Annotated in this window: 15 protein-coding genes; 3 read left to right on the top strand and 12 right to left on the bottom strand. The window is 68.9% G+C overall.

Translation table 11 applies throughout. The annotated features are described in order from the left end of the window. Positions 1–255: 255 nt before the first annotated feature. Both LQF12_RS15465 and LQF12_RS15460 read right to left on the bottom strand, forming a co-directional pair. A complete protein-coding gene (locus tag LQF12_RS15465; RefSeq protein WP_231053792.1) occupies positions 256–990 on the bottom strand; it encodes an SDR family NAD(P)-dependent oxidoreductase in 735 nt (244 codons plus the stop codon). Beyond that, on the bottom strand, positions 987–1,904 hold the full coding sequence (locus tag LQF12_RS15460; RefSeq protein ID WP_231053791.1) for a dihydrodipicolinate synthase family protein: 918 nt from the start codon (positions 1,902–1,904) through the stop codon (positions 987–989). The genes LQF12_RS15465 and LQF12_RS15460 overlap by 4 nt, the downstream gene beginning before the upstream one ends. Before the next feature lie 74 nt (positions 1,905–1,978). Here LQF12_RS15460 and LQF12_RS15455 point away from each other — a divergent pair, with 74 nt between their 5' ends. Further along, positions 1,979–2,866 carry an SMP-30/gluconolactonase/LRE family protein gene (locus LQF12_RS15455; protein WP_354004682.1) on the top strand — a complete coding sequence of 296 codons (888 nt, stop codon included), beginning with the start codon at positions 1,979–1,981 and terminating at the stop codon, positions 2,864–2,866. Next, complete coding sequence (locus tag LQF12_RS15450) at positions 2,863–4,008, top strand: enolase C-terminal domain-like protein (protein WP_231053790.1); 1,146 nt, start codon at positions 2,863–2,865, stop codon at positions 4,006–4,008. Before LQF12_RS15455 ends, LQF12_RS15450 begins: the two co-directional genes overlap by 4 nt. Positions 4,009–4,651: 643 nt before the next feature. Here the strand turns inward: LQF12_RS15450 and LQF12_RS15445 are convergent. The 3 genes from LQF12_RS15445 to LQF12_RS15435 are packed head-to-tail and all read right to left on the bottom strand — an operon-like array spanning position 4,652 to position 8,001. Then, positions 4,652–5,593 carry a carbohydrate ABC transporter permease gene (locus LQF12_RS15445; RefSeq protein ID WP_231053789.1) on the bottom strand — a complete coding sequence of 314 codons (942 nt, stop codon included), beginning with the start codon at positions 5,591–5,593 and terminating at the stop codon, positions 4,652–4,654. After that, positions 5,590–6,576: a carbohydrate ABC transporter permease gene (locus LQF12_RS15440; protein WP_231053788.1), complete on the bottom strand. Its 987-nt coding sequence runs from the start codon at positions 6,574–6,576 to the stop codon at positions 5,590–5,592. The genes LQF12_RS15445 and LQF12_RS15440 overlap by 4 nt, the downstream gene beginning before the upstream one ends. A gap of 36 nt (positions 6,577–6,612) precedes the next feature. Continuing rightward, positions 6,613–8,001 (bottom strand): ABC transporter substrate-binding protein, encoded by a 1,389-nt coding sequence (locus LQF12_RS15435; protein ID WP_231053787.1) that lies wholly within the window; start codon positions 7,999–8,001, stop codon positions 6,613–6,615. 226 nt (positions 8,002–8,227) lie between these two features. Here LQF12_RS15435 and LQF12_RS15430 point away from each other — a divergent pair, with 226 nt between their 5' ends. Next, entirely contained in the window at positions 8,228–9,040 is an 813-nt protein-coding gene (locus LQF12_RS15430; RefSeq protein ID WP_231053786.1) for an IclR family transcriptional regulator, read from the top strand. A gap of 126 nt (positions 9,041–9,166) precedes the next feature. On the opposite strand, the gene LQF12_RS15425 is transcribed toward LQF12_RS15430, so the two are convergent. The 7 genes from LQF12_RS15425 to LQF12_RS15395 all read right to left on the bottom strand — a co-directional run bounded on the left by LQF12_RS15425 (position 9,167) and on the right by LQF12_RS15395 (position 20,060). Further along, positions 9,167–11,245 (bottom strand): hypothetical protein, encoded by a 2,079-nt coding sequence (locus LQF12_RS15425; protein ID WP_231053785.1) that lies wholly within the window; start codon positions 11,243–11,245, stop codon positions 9,167–9,169. Further along, on the bottom strand, positions 11,242–12,255 hold the full coding sequence (locus tag LQF12_RS15420; RefSeq protein WP_231053784.1) for a glycoside hydrolase family protein: 1,014 nt from the start codon (positions 12,253–12,255) through the stop codon (positions 11,242–11,244). The genes LQF12_RS15425 and LQF12_RS15420 overlap by 4 nt, the downstream gene beginning before the upstream one ends. Before the next feature lie 7 nt (positions 12,256–12,262). Further along, positions 12,263–13,168: a carbohydrate ABC transporter permease gene (locus LQF12_RS15415; protein ID WP_231053783.1), complete on the bottom strand. Its 906-nt coding sequence runs from the start codon at positions 13,166–13,168 to the stop codon at positions 12,263–12,265. 1 nt (position 13,169) lies between these two features. Beyond that, positions 13,170–14,051 (bottom strand): carbohydrate ABC transporter permease, encoded by an 882-nt coding sequence (locus LQF12_RS15410; protein WP_231053782.1) that lies wholly within the window; start codon positions 14,049–14,051, stop codon positions 13,170–13,172. Between the two features lie 62 nt (positions 14,052–14,113). Next, positions 14,114–15,472, bottom strand: a complete 1,359-nt coding sequence (locus LQF12_RS15405; protein WP_231053781.1) for an ABC transporter substrate-binding protein — start codon at positions 15,470–15,472, stop codon at positions 14,114–14,116. Between the two features lie 119 nt (positions 15,473–15,591). Further along, complete coding sequence (locus LQF12_RS15400; RefSeq protein WP_231053780.1) at positions 15,592–18,546, bottom strand: glycoside hydrolase family 2 TIM barrel-domain containing protein; 2,955 nt, start codon at positions 18,544–18,546, stop codon at positions 15,592–15,594. Next, the gene (locus LQF12_RS15395) at positions 18,543–20,060 is read right to left on the bottom strand and encodes an apiosidase-like domain-containing protein (protein ID WP_231053779.1); all 1,518 of its coding nucleotides are present in this window, start codon (positions 20,058–20,060) and stop codon (positions 18,543–18,545) included. Before LQF12_RS15395 ends, LQF12_RS15400 begins: the two co-directional genes overlap by 4 nt. Between the last annotated feature and the right edge of the window lie 64 nt (positions 20,061–20,124).

Below are 20,124 nucleotides of genomic sequence, written 5' to 3'. Positions count from 1 at the left end.
CAGCCGTCATGAGGCGGCGCGCGTGGCAGGCGTCATCACCGCATAGGCGCACGCGCCCTGCGTGGCGATCCGGGCATTCGCCAATGTGGCGGCGGCTTGGCCCGAGCGAGCGTGAGGGCGGCGGACAGCCCGGTCGGGCCGCCACCGATGATGACGACGTCGAGCTCTACTTGATCTGGCTCAGCCATCTCCTGAAACCGGACCTGCGGGCAAGACCACCGACCTCTGGGTGCCGTACGACACGCGCCTGTACGACTACCCGTCGGCCTCGAGCCGGTCGAGCAGGTCAGGCCGAAGGAACACGGTGGGTGAGACGACGCTGAGGCCGGCGTCAACAGGTAGGGAGACTCCGGTGATACCGGACGCAGCGTCCGAGGCAAGGAAGGTGACGGCGGCGGCGACCTCATCGGAGGTCACTGTTCGTCCCAGCGGATAGCCGCGCTGGCGCAGGGGGTCGTGGTTGCCGTCCACGAGGGCGGGCGCAACGGAGTTGATGCGGATCCCACGGTTTCCGTAGTCGAGCGCGACCTGCCGGACGAGGGCGTTCAGCGCGCCCTTGGCCGCGGCATAGGCGGGTAGCCCCGGATGAGCGAGCACGGCGTTCACACTGCTGATCACGACGACGCTACCGCCCGTTCCCAGTCGCGGCAGCGTCTCGCGCAGTGCGTTGACGGTGGTATCGACGGCGCCCCCGAAAACGGCCTGCCAATGCTCCGGAGTGGTCAGATGCATCTTCGCCCTGGCCTGAAAGGCAGCCGCCGTGATCAAGGTGTCGACCCCACCCAGGTGTGCGTCCGCCTCGGCGATGGCTGCCAGTGCTGCTGCGGGATCGGACATGTCGGCGCAGATGACATGGCTCAGCCGGTCGTTGTCGTCCTCGACGATGTCGATCCCGACGATCGGCGACCCCAGCGATCGGTACGCCGCAGTGATCGCGCGCCCGATGGTGGAACGGGTGCCGATCAGGACCACCCTGCGGCGTTCGGTCATGCGCGTCTGACCTCCAGGTCGAGCTGCTCGACGATCTCGTCGAGCAGCTCACGTTGATAGGGCTCCAGTGTGTGCGCGGGCATCCTGACACGGGCACTGCTGATGATGCCGCGGTGGTGCATCACTTCCTTGTGGACCGCCCACGCCGGACCAGCCTGCAATCCCCAGACGATGAGCGGCAGCAGTCGAGCGAAGAGCGCGCGCGCTTCTTTGCGGGCCCCCTCGTCCCACCTGTCCAGGATCTCCCGCAACACGTCGGTGAACTCCGCGGCCGGCATCGTGCCCTGGGCGCCGCAGGCGTACTCGTCCAGGACGAACTGGGCGTTCTGCCCTCCGAGGACGACGACCTGGGTGTCCGCGACCTCGGCCACGACGCCATGGATCTTCGGCACGGTGGGTGGGGCCTCGACCTTGATGCTGGCCACGCCCGGTAGCCGAGCGAGCTCGCCGAGCAGCGCCACGGACTGTTGCACACCAGTGGCGCCCGGAGCGTCCTGCACCATGACGTCGATGTCCAGGCGCTGCGCCTCCTCGCCCACACCGCCGTAGAAGTCGATCAGGTGGGCGGGTTGTGGCTTGACGAGGTGGGGCGGCAGCACCATGACGCCGGCCGCACCACCGTCCGCGGCCACGCGGACCTGATCGACGGCGGCGCTCAGGCCGGTCGCAGAGACGCCGGCCACGACGGGGATGTCATGCGCGGTCGCCACAGTCGTGCGCAGAATCTGATGGCGCTCGTCGTCCGAGAGGCTGAAGGCCTCCGAAGCCATACCGAAGATCGCGAGACCGTCAGCGCTGGATGCCAGCTGGAACTCGATCAACCGCTCAAGGCTGTCGAGATCCAGCCCACCGTCGTCGGTGAACGGTGTCGCCAGCACGGGTACCAAGCCACTGATCGGGGGGTGCGTTGACATGTATCTCCATTTCATGAGGCTTCTGAGCTATCATCAGGCTCAAACAATCATAGTATGGATCCGATCCGTACAATGTGGTGTCTCTCGAAAGGCTGGTCGTGGTTCGTCGGATAGCAGCAGAGCCCGTCACGACCGCTGCCTACCGGCAAGGCGAGTCGCTGCGTCTCGATGGGCGGTCGAACCGCCTGCTGTGGGTTGACATGCGCGACGGGGCGATGTTCTCGGCTCACCCTGATGGGATGACTACGGGCCCAGCCACGCGCCTGCCGGTGGCCCCCGCAGTGGGCTGCGTAGCACCCGCGAGCGCAGGCGGCTTCCTGGTGGCGGCGGGGCGCGACGTCCTCGCAGTGGCGGCCGACGGTTCGGTGAGCACGGTGCTGCCCGATGTGCTGGCTGACGACCGGTGCCTGCTGAACGACGGCGTGTGCGCGCCGGACGGGTCGTTCTGGGTGGGGAGCCAGTCACATGCCCGACTGCCGGAAGCGGCGCTCTATCATGTGACCACCGACGGTTCGGTGCAGACCGTGCTGACCGGGGTGACTGTCTCCAACGGAATCAGCTTCACACCCGATGGGCGGCTGATGTACTACGTCGACACGTTGCCGGGTCGAGCGCTGGAGGTCTTCGACGTGATCGGCGGAGCGCTCCGGCACCGGCGTCAGGTGTTCCGCTTCGAGCAGGGCAACCCTGATGGCATCGCCGTCGACGAGAGTGGGTGCGTCTGGGTCGCGCTGTGGGACGCCGCGCTGGTCCAGCGGATCTCACCCGACGGGCGGGTGCTGCTGGAGGTCGACGTGGGTACGGCGAGGCCGACTTCGGTCGCGCTGCATGGTGGGTACTGCTACATCAGCACCGCCAGTGTGGGCGTCGAGGCCGACGACGAACGAGCCGGCCGCATCCATGCGGCCGAGGTCGGGGTGGGCGCCGCCCCCACGCCCTGCTGGGCCGGAGGAGTGTCATGACGGAGATCGAGTCCGTCACCCCGTACGTGCTGCGCCTCCCGCGCGCCGGCACCACCGTCGACCCGGCGGGTCCGCGGTACCGCCGCAGCAGCACGCGATCGGTCTACCCGGCCACGGATGAGACGTTGCTGGTTCGCGTGGTCGCCGACGGCGTCGTGGCGTGGGGGGAGTGCCTGAGCCCCGTCGTCCCCGAGGCGCCGGCAGCTGTCATCACCCATCTGCTGGGCCCGCTGATCGTCGGACAGGAGGTCAGTGGTGTCCGCCCGATGACCGCGCTGCTGCAGAGCGTCATGCGGGAGCGAGGTCATCGCGAGGGCCACCATGCCGATGCCGTCGCCGCCGTCGACCTGGCGCTGTGGGACCTGGAAGGCAAGCTGCTCGGGGTGCCGGTGCACCGGCTGCTTGGGGGCGCCACCCGCAACGAGGTGCCCGTCTACCTCACGGACCTGCCCGCCGGCGACGCCAGGCCCGAGGCTGCTGCCGCCGCGGTCGAGTCCGGACTCAGCAGACTCAAGCTGCACCTGGTCGACGACGTCCCGGCCACCATCGACGCGTATGACCAGGTCGCCTCGGCCCTGGGGTCGGCGGCGACCTCGGTCCGCCTGGCTGTTGACGCACACTGGCGCCACGATCGTGCGCAAGCAGTGCTGCTGGGCCGCGAGCTCGCAGCCCGTGGCGCCTGGTTCCTCGAGGCCCCCACAGCACCCGAGGACCATCGTGGCCATGCGATGGTCGGTGCGAGCGGTATCACGGTGGCGGCGGGTGAGGCGATGCGCAGCCGGTTCGACTTCTCGAACTGGGCACGGGTCGAGGCACTGGGAATCGCGCAGCCGGATGTCGGTCGATGCGGCATCTCGGAGCTGGACGCGATCGCCCGGGTGATGGAGGCCAGCCACGTCGGGTTCGCCCCTCACCACTCGATGGCGACCGGCCTCGCCTACGCCGCGGCGCTGCACCTGTGCGCGGCCCACCCGAACTTGGTGGCGATGGAATACTCGCCAGCTGTGGCGCGCCGTTCACGCGACCTCGTCCGCGCGCCGTTTCTCGAGGAACCACCCACCGACGGCACGCTCCAGGTCCCGTACGGGCCAGGTCTCGGCGTCGAGGTCGACGAGGCGACCGTCGCGATGCTGTCGACATGAGTACCACCTCAAAGAACGGTTGCCAGCTCCGAGGCTGGGGCGAGCGCCCTAGCTGGTGCCGGCAGTGAGGCTCTTGACGCGGTCGGTTCCTCGACCGGGCCGCGGGCTGGCCGAGGCGTACCTCGTACGGTCCTGATATCGGATGAGGAGGTCGTGCGTGCAGCCGATGACGTGCGCCGTCGACGACGATGCTCCGGGCGGCCTCACCCATCTTCACTGCTCGGCCTCTTCCGTCTTGATCTCAGGTCGACCTGAGTTTCCAGCGCGACTCCATGGCGACGCACCAACCGCTTCTGCCTGATCCAGTACCCGTCGTCGCTGCCGGGACCATCATTGCCACGCGTGTTCTGGAGCCCACGGGCTCTGTGATGGGCGACGTCGTCCTGGGTCACGGCACGCCATGCAAGCGAGTGCGCGGACCTGTTCCTCTGCGATGTGGTCACGCTCGACCCGTGGGGCTCGCCCTTCTTCCGGCTGGTGGCGGACCACCGGCTGCGTTCTACCTGCAGAGCATCGCGCTCAGTGCCGATGACACGCGCCCAGTATCGGACAGCCCCGGCTCCACGCGTTTGCCCTACGCGAGTGGCTCGCGCGATCCTCGCAGGGCACTGCCAGTGAGCAACGGCAGCGATGTTGCGTGCACCTAGCCCTTGAGGGCACCGCTCTGGCCGACACCCTTGAGGAACTGACGTTGGAACAGCATGAACACGATCAACGGCACGATCACCGAGATGAACATCCCGGCGATCTGGAGGTTGAGCGGGAAAACCTCGACCGCCCGGTACAGGCCCACGGACAGCGGTTGGAGATCCCGTGAGGGGAGTACCAGGAAGGGCCACAGGAACTCCTTCCACGCCGCCATGATCGACAGCAGCGACACGGTGGCGATGATCGGTTGGGACAGCGGGATCACGATGAGCCAGAACACGCCGAACGCCCCCGCACCGTCGATCTTGGCCGCGTCGAAGATGTCTCTGGGCAGGCCGTCGAAGAATCGCGTCACCAGCAGCACGTTGAACGCGCTGGCGGCCGCAGGCAACCACACGGCCCAATAGGTGTTCAGCAGGTTGATGTGCACTAGCGGAAGGTCCAGCACGGTGATGTAGAGCGGGACCAAGGAGATGACGCCGGGGATGAACAAGGTGGCGAGCACACCTACGTTGACGTACTTGCCATAGCTCGGTCGGAGCACCGACAGGCTGTACCCACCGCAGACCGCCACGATCAGACTGAACGCCCAGCTCCCGACGGCGATCCACACCGTGTTGAGGAAGTACGTGTCGAAGTTTGCGCGCGACCAGGCGTCGGCGAGATTGGTCCACTGGATGCCGCTGGGCCACCATGTGAAGGGATCGGCGATGATGTCCTGGGTGGTCGAGAATGCACTCTTCGCCAACCAGAGCAGCGGCCCGCCCGCGACCAGCAGCAGCGAGCTGAGAAGCAGCGTCGACATGACGCCGAGGCCCGCCCGCGTCGCGGGGCGGCGGCGATCCAGGGGCGAGATGATGCTGCGCTCCGCCTCGTGGCCCTTGTGCCGCAGGGATCGGCGGGGCATGACCCGGTTGGCGCGCGTGAGCAGGCTCATGAGTGTTGGCTCCATCGGCGAGTGGCGGCGAGGTAGACGGCTGACAAGGCGGAGAGCACAACCGCGAGCATGAGGCTGAGCGCTGCAGCCTTGCCGTAGTCGCCGTCGATGAACGCGTAGTTGAAGATGAGCATGAGCACGGTCAGCGACGCATTCGCCGGTCCGCCCCCCGTCATGACGAAGGGCTCGGTGAAGATCTGGAAGACCCCGATGAGTTGAAGGAGAAGCAGCAACAGCATGACGGGGCGCAGTTGTGGCAGGGTGATGTGCCAGAAGCGCCGAAAAATGCGCGCGCCATCGAGCTCAGCGGCCTCGTAGAGATCAGCACGGACGCTGGTGAGGGCGGCGAGATAGATGATCGTCGCGGTGCCGATGCTGGACCAGGTTGCCTGGACGACGATGGCGGGGATCACGGTGGTGGTGGTCTGGAGCCATTCGACCGGGCCCAACCCCACGCGGGACAACACATCGTTGAACAGGCCGGTCGAGGACGGGTCGTAGAAGATCTTCCAGAGCAGCACGCTGACGACCGGTGGGATGATGACCGGCGTGTAGGCCAGGATGCCGGCCAGGGCTCTGGCTCGGCGCAGCTCGCTGATCGCTACCGCGAGCAGGACGGGTAGCGGGAAGCCGATGAGGATCGACAGCAACGCGAACCGGGTCGTGTTCTCCACAGCGGTACCCAGGCGAGGATCGGCCAGGACGCGCTCGACGTTCACCAGACCCACCCAGGTCGACTCCAGCACCAAGTTGGTGTCCTGGAACGAGAGCAGGAGCCCCTGGATGATGGGCCACCATGCGAAGTAGCCGAAACAGATCAGCAGCGGGAGCAGGAACAGCAGAGCCGCCGGACCGCCATTGCGCCACCATGAGGTGACGCGCGCGATCGGCCCTCTGGTGCGACCAGGCGTGCGTGTCAGGCTGGACATACGGCGACTCCGGATCGGTGGGTTGGGTACGTCGGGTCGACGTACCCAGCCCACCGGGTTCTGGTGGCGGTGGACGGGGCAGTCGAGTGATCAGGACTCGGCGTCGATCAATGCCTGTCCTTCCGACTCGGCTGCCGCCAGCGCCTCCGCTGCCTGGACGTCGGGGTCGGTCAGCACATCCTGCACGACGGTCGACAGGAGTCCATAGGTCGACCCGGCGGCCACGGCGGGCTCAGCCACCACCGGGAGGGCACTGATGCTGTCGAGATAGACCGTGTAGTTGTCCCGGTTGACGTTGATGCTGTCCTCGATCCAGGACAGGTACTGCTCGTTGCCGGCCTCGTCGAAGAGCGGCACCTGGGGAAGCCCGACGGGGACACCGGAGGCGATGGCTGCCTCGGCGTCGGCAACCGCGGCGTCCTCGTCGCTGTACTTCTGCAGGTAGGAGTACTTGACCCACTCCAGAGCGGCCGCGGCCTCCGCCTCGGTCGCGGTCGGGTTGACGATGCTCACCGATCCGCCGCCGAGTGTGCCCAGTCCGTCCGGACTCTGCGGCAACGGGCCGATGCCGATGCTCTCGGGGTCGGCCTCGAACGTCGTCACCAGGTTCCGGTAGACATCGGCACCGCCCGCGTACTGCCCGATGTCGCCGGCCGCGAAGGCGGTGTTCAGGTCCGCCGTCTCTAGGAGCACATTCGAGCCGAAGGACTCGTCCTCCCACCGCAGATCGCGCAGGAACTGCAGGCTGGTCTCCACTCCCGGGCTGGCGATGGTGGCGGTGGCCTGGTCACCGTCGAGCTCTTGGATCGTGTCTCCGTTGGAGTAGGACATCGCGGTCAGCGTCCACCCACCGGTGTTGCCCGTGGTCGCGATGGTGAAGCCGGTCGCGCCGAGCTCGTCAGAGATCAGTCGGGCGTTCTCGCGAACCCCGTCCCAGGTGGTCGGGGGAGAGTCCGGGTCGAGCCCAACCTGCTCATAGAGGTCCCGGTTGTAGATCAGGCCGAAGGTGTAGGCCTGGACCGTGATGCCGTAGCGACTGCCCTCGGTGTCCTGCGAGATCGTGTTCAGGGCCGGGTTGAGGGAACTGAATATCTCGTCGTCGTCGATGTGGTCCGTGAGGTCGAGTGCGGCACCCTGCTCGATGAGTGACCCTACGTGCGTGAAGGGCACTGTCATCGTCGTCGGCAAGGTGCCTCCGCTGAGCTGGGCGTTGAACGTCTGCGGATCAAACTTGGTGATCTCGGCCTCGATCGTGATGTTCGGGTGCAACTCCCGGAACGCCTCGAGCTGTGCGTTGAAGAGCTCGAGCTGTTCGGGCTGGTTGTCGTCGGGCTGGTTGCCCACGGTGATCGTCACCTCGTCGGACTCGCCGGTCGAGGATCCACCCCCCGTCGACGACCCGGAGCATGCGGTGAGGGCGAGCAACCCTAGAGCCAAACCTGCCGCTGCCACCCGCTGCTTCGTCAACCTGGAACCCATCACTCACTCCCTTGTCAGTACCAGCTCACCCCGAACGGGGCCGCTATGGGTGATCCACCCGTGAGCGACTATAACCCACTACGCGCACATTGTATGCATATGATGGGAATCGATTGGATGACGTACCCACGGATCGGCGATGATGTCCGGTAGATGGGTGAGGCCCGTATACTTCGACCACGTGATGAAGGGGAAAGAGATGCCGCGAGAGTCGTCCAAGGAGTCCATGGGGACGCAGAGCGTCGAGCGTGCGCTGCTGCTGCTGGAGGCGTTCACCGACCAGGCGCCCGAGCACCGGATCTCCGAGCTCGTCGCGTTCTCGGGCCTGGGTCAGTCGACCGTCTCGCGCCTTGTCGGCGCCCTCGATGCCCTGGGTTTCCTGGAGCGCGATGCTCGCTCCGGGTTATACCGCGTGGGGCACCGAGCCGTCGCGCTGGGTGCGCTGGCACTGAACAGCTCACCGATCTACACCGCCGCCCGGCAGGTCGCGCAGAACGTGGCGGCACAGACGGGCCTGGGGGTGAACGTCGCGCTCCAGGAGGGGGCGGAACTGTTCTACGTGTGTCACTTCGAGGGAGCTGCGGCCCCGAAGAACTACGACATGGCCGGCCGCACCGGGTACCTGCACGCCACCGGCCTCGGCAAGTGCCTGCTCAGCGACCAGGACGAGGACGACGTCAGGGCCCTTCTCGGCACCAGCTACGCCGCCTGCACGCCAAGGACGATCACCACGCTCGACGCACTGACCGAGGAGCTACGCACGATTCGGGGTCGGGGTTACGCAACCGAGCACGAAGAACTAGCGTTCGGGCGCTCCTGCATCGCCGCGCCGATCCGCGATCGGTCCCAGCAGATCGTCGCGGCCGTCTCCATCTCGGGTCCGCTGACGGCGATCAACCTTGCCGAGCGCGAAGCCGAGCTGGCCGGGAAGGTCATCGAGACGGCCGACTCGATCTCCGGCTCTCTGGGCTTTCTCGGCTCGGTAGCGGCGTCTCAGCCGCCGATGGGACGCTTCACTGAGGCGACGAGCAGCGGCTGACCGGGGACCGGACTCCGCCAAACGGACTCCCATACCGGCTGTCACGTCGTGGAAGCCACGTTTTGGTGGGCTGAGATCGAGAGGAGTGGAGCCCCGAACTCCCGGCCAGCCAGGCTTGGCTCCGTGTCACGGCCGCGGCGGGAACCCCTCGGCGACCACCGACCAGCCTGACGGCAGCTCGACCCGGCGATGGACGCCGTCGGGGTCCACCCAGCCCCCGAACAGCAGGGCCGTGGCCATCAGCAGCCCGCCGTTGCCGGGCAGGTACAACGGCATCCGGTGCGGCACCTGGCGGTTGTGCCCGTTGGGCAGGTGGGTGTTCTTGTCCTCGGTGCGCAGCAGCGCGGCCAGCGCGACGTCCGCCCGGCCCAACCGGGTGGCGCACATGGCGATCATCGGGAAATCCCAGCCCCAGGCACTGCGCCAGTTCCACTGCTCGCACGCCCGCTCCAGGGTGCGCAGCATCGCCTCGTGGTCGATCGCGCCGGTGTCGGGCACCACCCCCAGGGCCCCGAGCATCGCCGGGTGGTCGGTGTAGACGGTGCGGGGCGGACGCTGGACGGCGTCGTAGTGACCATCGTCGCTGACCACCGGGCGCAGCCCGTCGGCCACCCGCGCCCACAGCTCCGGTTCCTCCCGCCCGTCCGCGCGGCGCCAGGCCAGCGCCGTCAGCAGCGCCCAGCGCACGTAAGCGACCTCGAACAGCGGGTCCCAGGTGTTCTCGGCGCCGTAGACCTCCTGCGCGGGCATCAGCGGCGGTGGCAGGTGAAACGTCCCGCGCTCACCGGCGAGGGCGAACGAGGCGAGGAACTCCGCCGTCTCGTCCACCAGCCGCCGGTACCGCTGCCGCACGGGCGCCCCGTCCGCGGCGCCGCTGCGCAACAGTTCCGCGTAGCTGATCACGTGCGGTTGCTGCCAGATCAGCAGCGGCCCGATCTCGTTCGGGCTCTCGATCCCCTCCGGTCCGACGTGCTTGGGCCAGCGCGCGCCTGCGTACCCCTGCGCCGCCGCGCCCGCCTGCGCCACCGGCAGGATCGACTCGTACCAGGCCAGGCTGCGCTCCAGCAGCTCGGGCCGGCCCCAGGCCGGGAAGTGGGCGGCGTGCCACCAGTGCATCTCCAGGTGGAAGGTGCCGCCCCAGCTGTTGCACACCAGGCCCGTCTCCTGCGGTGGCGTGGAGCCCGAACAGTGCACCCGCGTCTGGTACTGCGAGAGCACGATCCGCCGCTCCAGCTCGTGCGCACCCTCGGCCGTGCTGACCGACAGGTCCACGGCCGCGCCGCGGAGCCAGAAGTCCTCCCAGCCGGCGGCCGAGCGTGCCAGCACCTCACCGGGGGAGGAGATCGGGTCGGCGGGCAGCTCCGGAGCGAATTCCACCGCGCCGCGCAGCACCGCCTCGCTCGGCGTCAGCACCCACTCGTGCTGGTCACCGCTCACCGAGAACGTGCCCGCGGCACGGACCTGATAGCGCGCCTCGTCCACGGTGCGCTGCCAGCGGTGCGCTACGCCGTCGCGGGTGTACTCGGTGCGGTGCGCCTCGGGGCGGTCCCACACCGGCGGCGCCTCGAAGCTCTCCTCCACGTAGGGGAAGGCGACGCGCACCGACAGACGCCCGCCCAGCTCGGGAGCGGCATCCACCTCGAAGGCGAGGCAGTCCCGTTCGGGGTCGACCGCCGTCCGGACGCGTACCTCGTGCCCGTCCATCCGGAACCGGCTGGCGACGATCCCGGTCCACAGATCCAGCTCCTGGCCGATCCCCTGGACCTCCTCCCACTCCGGCAGCTGCCCGTCCAGCTGCAGCCCGATCTGCGCCAGGTGCAGCCGCTGGGGGTTGGTCCAGAAGTGATACCCGGCCCCGCGCCCGGCGGCCTCGGACTCCTCGCGCGACTCGCGGAAGTCGTACGCCGTCGGGTACTGCACGGGCCCGCGCGGGCTCTCGAAGGTCTCCATCGTGTCGGCCAGGGTGTACCCGCGGGGGTTGGGCGACCAGTGGTAGCCCCACTGCGCCTGCAGGCCCAGTGGAGTGGCCGCTTCCTTGCGGGCGCGGGCGGCGTTGCGTTCGTACCGGTCGGCGAAGGTCTGCAGGCCGGTGTGGTCGACCGTGACGGCGAACTCGCCGTTACCCACCGAGACCGGGGCCTCCGGGCACGGGCCCGCGTAGCGGACGTGGTGACGGCGCACCACGGCCTCCCGATCGATGCTCATCGCGGCACCTCCGACCACGCCAGGCCGATACCGCGATGCTCACCGGTGGCGTGCTCACCGACAGTGACCGGCTCGTTCAGCCGGCGCACGGCGCAGTAGAAGTGCAACAACCGGTCGCCGTCGCGGATCACCGAGGGCTTGTGGGCGTGGAGGTCATCCACCGATCCCGCCGGCCCCGGCTTCAGCAGCGGCTCCGGGTCGCGCGTCCAGGTCAGCAGATCGGGGGAGGTGGCCACCAGGTCGACTGCACCGCGGCGCGGCGCGAGGCCGAAGTAGAACATCACCCAGGTGCCGTCCGGGGCCTGCAGCACGCACGGGTCGGAGGCGAAGCGCTCGTCGAAGGACCCCGGCGGGCCGACCGGCAGCAACGGCTCCGAGCTGACCCGCTCCCAGGTGACCAGATCATCGGAGATCGCGGCGCCGGTCTGCTCGACCCAGGCGCCCTCGGCCTTGTCCTTGGCGTTGTAGAACAGCCACCAGCGACCCTCGTGACGCATCAGCCACGACTTGTACAGCCCGCCCCGCTCCCACGCCGCCCCGTCCTCGGGGCGCAGCAACCCGCCGGTCTCCTCCCAGGTGACCAGGTCGCGCGAGCGCACGAACCCGATCACCGCCGAGCCCGCCTCATAGCCGGCGTCCGGGTAGGCGTGATAGGTCCCGTAGTACCAACCGTCGATCCGGACCAACGCGCCCTGGCCGAGCAGTTCGGTGTCCCGCGCCAGCGAGGTGATGGCCGCGTTGTGGCGGCGGTGCGCCGATCCCGGCACCCGGCCGAAGATCAGGTCCGGCTCGGTCCAGCGTTCGCCGTCGGACCAGGCGAGCCCCGACTGGTAGCCGCGCCCGTCCCACCCGACCACGGTCATCCCCAGCCGCCCGCCGGCGCGGAAGACGAACGGGCAGTCCACACCGAGGCTGCGCCAGTCGCCGGCCTCGAACGTCGGCCCCACGAGCAGCTCCGGATGCCGGTGCTGCGGCGCGAGGTGACGGACGCCGTCGGGCAGCGAAGGCATGAGGGTCTCAGCCCTTCACCGATCCGGCCGCCAGACCGGCCATGATCTTCTTGTTGAGGAAGACGAACACGATCAGCAGCACGATGATGTTGATGCTGATGGCGGCGAACAGCGCCCCGTACTGGGTGGAGCCGTACTGGTCGGACAGGCTCAGCAGACCGACCTGGATGGTCGCCAGATCAGGCCGGGTGGTGAACGTCAGCGCGATGAGGAGATCGTTGAAGACGCTGAAGAACTGGATGAGGCCGATCGTCAGCATCGAGTTCTTCATCAACGGGATCGCGATCACGAAGAACGAACGCAACGGCCCGCAACCGTCCACCGTGGCCGCCTCGAAGATCTCCCTCGGGATGGCCCGGAAGTAGGCCGCCATCAGGAACGTCGTCAGCGGGATGCCCATCGCGGTGTAGGTCAGGATCATCGGCAGCAGGCTGTCGGTGATGCCGAGCTGGAAGTACACGGTGAACAGCGGCACCAGGATCATCTGCCCGGGCACCATGATCCCGCCCATCACGAACAGCAGGATCTGGCGGCGGCCCTTGAAGATCATGATCTCCAGGGCGTACCCGGCGGAGAGCCCCGCCAGCACGATCAGGGCCACCGAGGGCAGCGTTACCAGGATCGAGTTGCGGTAGTTGATGCCGACGTTGCCGCGGGTGAAGGCATCGATGTAGTTGTCGAGGTTGAACTGCTCGGGCAGTGCCCAGGTGGGGTTCGCGAAGAACTCCGTCTGGGTCTTGAACGACCCCATGATCATCCAGAACTGCGGGTAGAGCATCACCAGCAGCAGGACGGCGACCAGGAGCCAGACGGGCAAGCGGCGCGCCATCAGGCGAGCGCGGCGGTGCATCGGCTTCGGCCGGGGCCGGGGGCCGGAGAGCCGGGACGGGGCGGCAACAGGTGCGGTGGTCATCTCAGTCCTCCACGCGCTTGCTCGAGGGCCGGAACACGACGAGCGTGAACACCAGGCACAGCAGCGTCAGGGCTAGGGCGATGGTGCTGCCGTAGCCGTACTCGGCGTACTCGAAGGCGGTCCGGTACATGTACAGGGTCAGCGGCGCCGTCGTGGTGCCCGGCCCGCCGTTGTTCAGGGCGAGCAGGCTGTCGAACACCTTGAGGGTGGCGTTGAGGCTGAAGATGATCGAGGAGAGCAGGATCGGCAGCGACAGCGGGATGATGATGTAGCCCACGAGTCGCGGGCCGGTGGCGCCGTCCATCCGCGCGGACTCCACCACCTCCTCGGGGATGTCGAGCAGACCGGTGTACAGCAGCACCGCGTAGAAGCCCATCGAACTCCACAGCGTCATCACGATCGCGATCGTCATGGTGCCGGAGGTCGAGGCGAGGAACTCCACGCTCTCGCCGCCGAAGGCGTTGATCGCATCGTTGACCGGGCCCTGGTTCTCCCCGACGGCGATGAGGCTCTTGAACAGCAGCGACACCGCCACCGTCGGCAGCACCATCGGGAAGAAGACCGCGGTGCGCACGAACGCCGAGCCCTTGCGCAGCACGAACACGTACAGCAGGGCGAGCAGGTACCCGAAGGTGACCTGGGCGGCGGTGACGACCACCGCGAAGAAGACGCTGACCCACACCGAGTTCAGTGCGGCGTCATCGGAGAGGAACGTCTGGAAGTTCTCGATCCCGACGAACTCGAACCCGCGCAGGGTGTTGCCCTGGAAGAAGGACAGTCCCAGCGACCAGGCGACCGGGATGACCTTGAGCATCACGTAGATCGTGAGGGTGGGCAGGAGCAGGATGAGGATGGTCTTTCTGTCCCCGAAGACGCGCGACATCGCGTGATCCTTTCGTGCAGACCTCGCCGGCCCCACCCGGGGGCGGGGCCGGCGAGCTCGCGTCAGCGGTTGGAGTCGATGCTTTCCTGCAGCTGGCTCATGTACTCCTCGGCGGTCATGTCCCCGTTGGTGAGCAGGGAGACGTTCGTGGAGGCCAGCGAGTTGCTCTCGGAGTCGAGCAGCGCCTCGAACCACAGCACGGTCTCGTCGATGGAGGAGATCCGCTCCTGGATGTCGGCGGTGGCCGGCGGGATGTCGCCGACCTCGCCGTTGATCGCGAAGCCGGAAAGCACGCCGGCCTCGTTGAGGGCCTGCTCGCCGTAGTTCTCGGCGATGCAGGCGAACCAGTCGGCCGTCAGGGGACCGTAGGTCTCGGGATTGATGGCCATCGCGGCGCCGGCGTTGGCGGGGTACTGGTCGGCCGAGCCCTGGCCGCCTGAGACGTCCGGGAAGGGCATGAAGCCGATGTTGTCCTCGCCGACCTCGTTGCGCTCGGCGTCGTTGACAGCGCTGAGCAGCCAGGTGCCGTCGTACTTCATCAGGGCCTGCCCGCTCAGCAGGGCCGCGGTGGCCTGGTCGCCGGTGCGGGAGATGAAGCCGTCACCGAGTGCGCCGTTCAGGGCCAGGTCCTGCAGCGCCTGGGCGCCGGCCACGTACTCGGGGTCGGTCAGGCTGGCCTCGCCGTCGCGCACGGCCGCCATGGCCTCGGGGCCGACGTTGCGGAAGATGTACAGGCCCATGAGGCGGGTCAGCGGCCATCCGTCCGCACCGGACTGGGCGATCGGGATGTAGCCGGCCTCGGCCGCAGCATCCGCCGCGTCGACCAGCTCGTCATAGCTCTGCGGCTCCTCGAGCCCGAGCTCGGCGAGGATCTCCTTGTTGTACCAGAAGCCCTCGAGGTTGTACTGGTACGGCAGCGAGACCATCTGGCCGTAGACCGACTCCACGGTCGAGGAGGCGGCCGGCAGGATGTTCTCCCACACACCGGCCTCGGTGAACGCCTCCTCGTAGTCGAGCACGAGGTCACCGCCGCCGAGGTCACCGGTGGGCCGGACCTGGTCGGTGCCGGCGATGAAGTGCGAGGGCAGTGCGCCCTGGCTGGCAAGCAAGGTGATCTGCTGCACCGTGTCGCCCTGGGCGATGGTGCGGTGCTCCAGCGGGAGCGCCTCGTTCTCGGCCGAGCACTGGTTCGCCGCGAGGGCGTCCAGCTGCTCACGCAGGGTGGGGTTCTCGTTGGCGGTCAGGACCTCGAAGCTGTCGGCGTCGGTCCCGATGCTGGTGCCGGCGTCGGAGCCGTTGTCGGACCCGCCGTCGGATCCGGAGCCGCTGTCGTCGCCGCCGGAGCAGGCGGCGAGGGTCAGCGACGAGACGAGCAGGGTGCTGGCGACGGCGACGGTACGGCGCCGGGTGCGGATGTTCATGCGTCCTCCTTGACGGGGGCCGCGTCTCGGCGCGGCCTGCTGTGTGACTCGGAGTGAGCGTAGCCGATGGTAACTACAGAATCAACCATGCATGATTATGCATCCGATGCCACCGCGGCTCAGCCCAGACCGAGCCCGATCCGCCAGGACGTGCTGGTCCGCGGAAGCCGGTACCGGTCCGGAAGCCTGGTCCCCACCGAGGCCGAGCCGACGCCCAGCTGCCCGTGGTCCACGTTGAGCCACACCCGCCCGGAGTCGCGCAGCTCGTGCGGGAAGCGCGCCACCTGCAGGTCCTTGGACGTCCAGCGCCGCGCAGTGAAGTCGAACACCGGGTCACCCACCGCGCGCAGGTCCGCCAGCCCGGGTCCGGACAGGGTCAGCTCCCGGGTGTGCACGTGGTTGCCGTTCTCCTGTGGTACCGGGTACGGGGTCTGCAGGTCGTCGATCGCGGCCGACCAGCGGCCGAGACGGGAGCCGGCGAAGGAGTCGGCATAGGTCTCCCCGGGGCCGCGCCCGAACCAGTCCGCCCGCGCGTACTCCCGGGGCAGGCCGAACAGCAGTCCCAGCCGGGGCAGCACGATCTCCAACCCCTTCAGCGGGGTCTTCTCCCAGGGGCCGGTGAAGTCCACGTGCACGTCCAGCCACAGCAGGTCCTCCTGCAGGTGCCAGTCCAGCGCGTACTCCAGCGCGTGCGGATGGGTGGCGGCGGCCACCCGGCCGGTGACGCGCACCCGGTCGCCATCGGCCCGTACCTCCAGCGTCCGGTCCAGCATCCGGTCCATCCCGACGGCGGCCCACGCCGCCGAGAGGTCGTTGCGGCCGCCCTGGCCCCGGTCGTTCTCGGTGGGGGCGCGGTGCACGTCCAGCCACGGCCCCTCCAGCTCCAGGTCGCCCAGGCGCACCAGGCGCCCGGTGTCGGCATCGAAGGTGGCCGGGCCGAGCACGAGTCCCGACGGCGTCCGCTGCGCTGTCGCAGCGTCCTCACCGCCCGCGGGGCGTGCGAGGGCGGGAGCCGGGCGCAGCTGGTGCTGGCTCCAGGCCACCACGTGGCCCGCCGGGGCCCAGGGGGTGTCCTGCGCGAGGCGTGCCTCGACGGTCAGGTGGGCTTCGCCGTCGCCGGGCAGGGTCAGTGCGGGCAGGGGCACCTCACCGCTGCCCCCGGCGGGGACCGGCGGGATCTCGAGGGCGCCCTCGGCGACCTTCCGGCCGTCCACGAGCGCCTCCCAGCTCCACTGCAGGTCGCTGGTGTCGGTGGTGTGGCGGCGGTTGGTCACCGCGATCGCGTCCCCGATCGCGATCCGCACCGGCGCATACGCCTTCGCCAGCTCGGTCAGGCCCGGGCTGGGGGTGCGGTCGGCGAAGACGAGACCGTCCAGGCAGAAGCGCCCGCCGGTGGGCCGGAAGTCGACCGCCCCGCCGTGCAGGGTGAAGGGTGTGCCGTCGGTGGTGCGGGCATCGAAACCGTGGTCGATCCACTCCCAGACGAAGCCGCCGCAGAAGCGGTCCGAGCTCTCCAGGATGCGCTGGTAGTCCTGCAGCGAACCGGGGCCGTTGCCCATGGCGTGGGCGTACTCCACCAGCAGGAAGGGCAGGGTGCGGCGGCGGGCATCCTCGGCGTCGGTGACGTTCTCGGGCCGGGTCTCCTCCCGCCGTCCGATCGCCTCCAGGGCGTCCAGCTCGGGGTACATGCAGGAGTAGAAGTCGGAGTTGCGGTACGAGGGGTCGCGTTCGTAGAGCACGGGCCGGGAGGGGTCACGCTCGCGGATCCACTGCTCGAGCAGGTCGAAGCCGGCGCCGGTCCAGCTCTCGTTCGCCATCGACCAGATCACCACGCTCGGGTGGTTCTTGTCCGGCTCGACCATCCGCTCGATCCGGTCCTGCAGCGCGGGGAACCAGGCAGGATCGTCGGGCGGGTTCTTCTCCCAGCCGGCGTAGATGAAGCCGTGGGTCTCCAGGTCGCACTCCTCGACCACCCAGAGCCCGTACTCGTCGCACAGGCTCAGGAAGTCCGGGTGCGGGGGGTAGTGGCTGGTGCGGACGGCGTCGATGTTGGCCTGCTTCATCATCTCGATGTCGCGGATCATCGTGGCCCGGTCCTGGGTGCGGCCGGTCACCGGGTCGTGCTCGTGCCGGTTCACGCCGTGGAAGCGCAACGGTGTGCCGTTGGCGAGCAGCACGCCGCCCGAGATCTCGACCCGGCGGAAACCGATCGCCAGCTCGATGGTCTCCTCCGCCGTCGTGAGGGTGCCGCGGTACAGCCGCGGGTGGTCGGCGCTCCACGGGGTGACCTCGGCGGTGATCTCTTCCCCGGCGTCGATGTCGATCCCGAGCTCGGGGATGCGCACGCGGGCCGGTGACCCGTCGGCCACCTCGGCGTCCACCCGGAGCGTGCCCAGACCGGTGCGGTGGTCGTAGTCGGCGTGGACGTGATGGTCCTCGATCGCGGCGGTGGGCCGCTCGATCATGTCGACGTCCCGGAAGATCCCGGGCAGCCACCACATGTCCTGGTCCTCCAGGTAGGTGCCGGCCGACCAGCGGTGCACCCGCACGCACAGCACGTTGCGGCCCGGGCGCACCGGGGCGTCGTACTCCACCGGCAGCCGGCTGCCGGTGGACCAGCCCAGCTCGACGCCGTTCAGCCACACCTTCGCGCAGGAGTCCGCGCCGCGCAGCCGCAGGATCGAGGTGCCCCAGTCCGCCGGGGCGTCGAAGACCAGCCGGTAGTCCCCGGTCGGGTTCTCGGTGGGCACCCGTGGCGGGTCGATCGGGATCGGGAACGCGGTGTTCGTGTACAGCGGCCCCTCGGCGCTACCGCGCAGCGAGCGCGGCTCCCCGCCCGCCAGCGGGGTCACGTCCTCCAGCACCCAGTGCGAGGGCACGCGGATCTCGTCCCAGGCGGTGTCGTCGAAGTCCGCGGCGAGGAACGCGGCTCCGGTACCGGCCGCCGTCGGGCACAGCCGGAACCGCCAGGTGCCGTTCAGGGAGAGGGTGCGGACGTCCGTGGCCGCCTCGGCCCGGGGGCGACGGCGGCCCTCGCCCGGGGCGTGGGACTCCCAGTAGCGTTCGGTGCTCATGCGCGGGTGATCAGCAGCGCGATGGCCTCGCCCGCGGGGAGGGCCAGCGGGTTGTTGCCGGTGGCGTAGGCGTCGTTGCGCTGGACGTCGGTGAGCACGAACTGCTCGGGGGCGGTCGCGATGGTCATGTTCCAGGTGTCGATGATCTGGATCTCGAAGGCGTCGCCGACCTCGAGCCGGTCGCCGTCGTGGCCCTGCGGGAGACGGAACGTCCACTCGGCGGGAGCCTCGCGGCCGAGGTAGACCAGGTACTGCTCGCGGGGCCTGCCCACCACGCAGGCCGGGTCGTCCCACTTGTCGATCGGGTCCAGGCCGGGGACCTTCAGCCCATCGAGCACCTGCCGCAGGAAGCCCAGCCGGGCCGGGCTCCGCCCGCGCAGCCGGCCGCCCTCGACGATGTGCAGGCTGGCGGACTCGGTGACGAAGCTCTCCCCGTGGGAGGCGTAGCAGCCCGAGCTGGTGGTGATCCAGAACCGGTCCACCAGTTCCTCGGCGCTCAGGCGTCCCCAGCGTTCGGTGTCGCCCTCGTACTTGATCTCGTCCAGCACGACCGGCTTGCGGTAGACGTCGCGGTACAGGCTCGCGCGGCCGAACGTCTCGGTGGCGAACCCGTTCTGGATGGAGGCGTGGGTGACCCAGGGCTGGTTGTAGTCGTAGAGCTCGACCCAGTTGTGGATCGAGCGCAGGTGCTCGTGGGCGTCGATCTCGGCGAGCAGCTCACCGGCGCGCGTCCAGCGCTCGGTGGGACGGTCGGTCATCTGGTCGAACTCGTTGCACAGCGACCACCACACGTTGGGGTAGGCGCCGAGCCGGGCCACCAGGTAGCGCAGGTAGGCGGCGTCCTGGTCCTCGGTGAGGTCGTTGAGGCCGAACACGCCGCGGTCGTAGGCGTCGAAGATGAGCACGTCGGCCTCGATGCCGTGGGCGCCGAGGTCGGCGACGAGGGAGTCCAGGCGGCGGAAGAACTCGATCACCGGGCGGCCCACGTCCCAGCCGTCCGCGGTCTTCTCGAACGGCATCAGCTCGGGAAAGTGCTCGACGTAGCCACCGGCCTGCGGGAAGACCATGAACCGGAGCTTGTTCAGGCCCGCCTCGGAGAGGGAGTCCACCGTCTGGCTGCGCAGCTCCTCGTCCTGGTGGATCCAGTTGTAGACCGTGGCTCCGACCGGGCGGAACGGGGTGCCGTCGGCGTGCGCGAAGTGGAAGCGCTCGGCGACGCGGACGATCCCGTGGGTGCCGGTGGAAGGCGCCGGTTCGGCGGTGAACTCGCCGGTCCGGGCGTCCAGCTCGGGTGCGGCGCTGGTGGTGCGCCATGTCCAGGTTCCCGCGAGCGGGGGAGCGAGGCGGGCGAGGTAGCGGCGCTCGCCGTCCCAGAAGCCCAGCACGGTCATGGCCTGGCCGGACTCGTGCGTGAACTCGGCCCGGAGCGGGACCTGATCGGCCCGGATCGGGGTCCGGGGCCCGGTGAGCTCGATCTCGTAGGGCTCGTGCACGTGCGCTGTCCGCTGCGCCATCAGCGACCTCCTCGTCGGTGTCCCGGTGCGGGACGGATCCTGGCCTCGATCGGTGGGTGAAACG

The sequence above is a fragment of the Ruania suaedae genome (assembly GCF_021049265.1).
Lineage (GTDB): Bacteria > Actinomycetota > Actinomycetes > Actinomycetales > Beutenbergiaceae > Ruania > Ruania suaedae.
Note: the sequence above shows the minus strand (reverse complement) of the source record. Positions and strands in the feature narration are given on the sequence as shown.

What these genes read in the sequence shown, in the direction of transcription:
- LQF12_RS15465 (WP_231053792.1), bottom strand. Translation starts at nt 990, where the DNA reads ATGACCGAACGCCGCAGGGTGGTCCTGATCGGCACCCGTTCCACCATC.
- LQF12_RS15460 (WP_231053791.1), bottom strand. Translation starts at nt 1,904, where the DNA reads ATGTCAACGCACCCCCCGATCAGTGGCTTGGTACCCGTGCTGGCGACA.
- LQF12_RS15450 (WP_231053790.1), top strand. Translation starts at nt 2,863, where the DNA reads ATGACGGAGATCGAGTCCGTCACCCCGTACGTGCTGCGCCTCCCGCGC.
- LQF12_RS15445 (WP_231053789.1), bottom strand. Translation starts at nt 5,593, where the DNA reads ATGAGCCTGCTCACGCGCGCCAACCGGGTCATGCCCCGCCGATCCCTG.
- LQF12_RS15435 (WP_231053787.1), bottom strand. Translation starts at nt 8,001, where the DNA reads ATGGGTTCCAGGTTGACGAAGCAGCGGGTGGCAGCGGCAGGTTTGGCT.
- LQF12_RS15430 (WP_231053786.1), top strand. Translation starts at nt 8,228, where the DNA reads ATGGGGACGCAGAGCGTCGAGCGTGCGCTGCTGCTGCTGGAGGCGTTC.
- LQF12_RS15425 (WP_231053785.1), bottom strand. Translation starts at nt 11,245, where the DNA reads ATGAGCATCGATCGGGAGGCCGTGGTGCGCCGTCACCACGTCCGCTAC.
- LQF12_RS15420 (WP_231053784.1), bottom strand. Translation starts at nt 12,255, where the DNA reads ATGCCTTCGCTGCCCGACGGCGTCCGTCACCTCGCGCCGCAGCACCGG.
- LQF12_RS15415 (WP_231053783.1), bottom strand. Translation starts at nt 13,168, where the DNA reads ATGACCACCGCACCTGTTGCCGCCCCGTCCCGGCTCTCCGGCCCCCGG.
- LQF12_RS15410 (WP_231053782.1), bottom strand. Translation starts at nt 14,051, where the DNA reads ATGTCGCGCGTCTTCGGGGACAGAAAGACCATCCTCATCCTGCTCCTG.
- LQF12_RS15405 (WP_231053781.1), bottom strand. Translation starts at nt 15,472, where the DNA reads ATGAACATCCGCACCCGGCGCCGTACCGTCGCCGTCGCCAGCACCCTG.
- LQF12_RS15400 (WP_231053780.1), bottom strand. Translation starts at nt 18,546, where the DNA reads ATGAGCACCGAACGCTACTGGGAGTCCCACGCCCCGGGCGAGGGCCGC.
- LQF12_RS15395 (WP_231053779.1), bottom strand. Translation starts at nt 20,060, where the DNA reads ATGGCGCAGCGGACAGCGCACGTGCACGAGCCCTACGAGATCGAGCTC.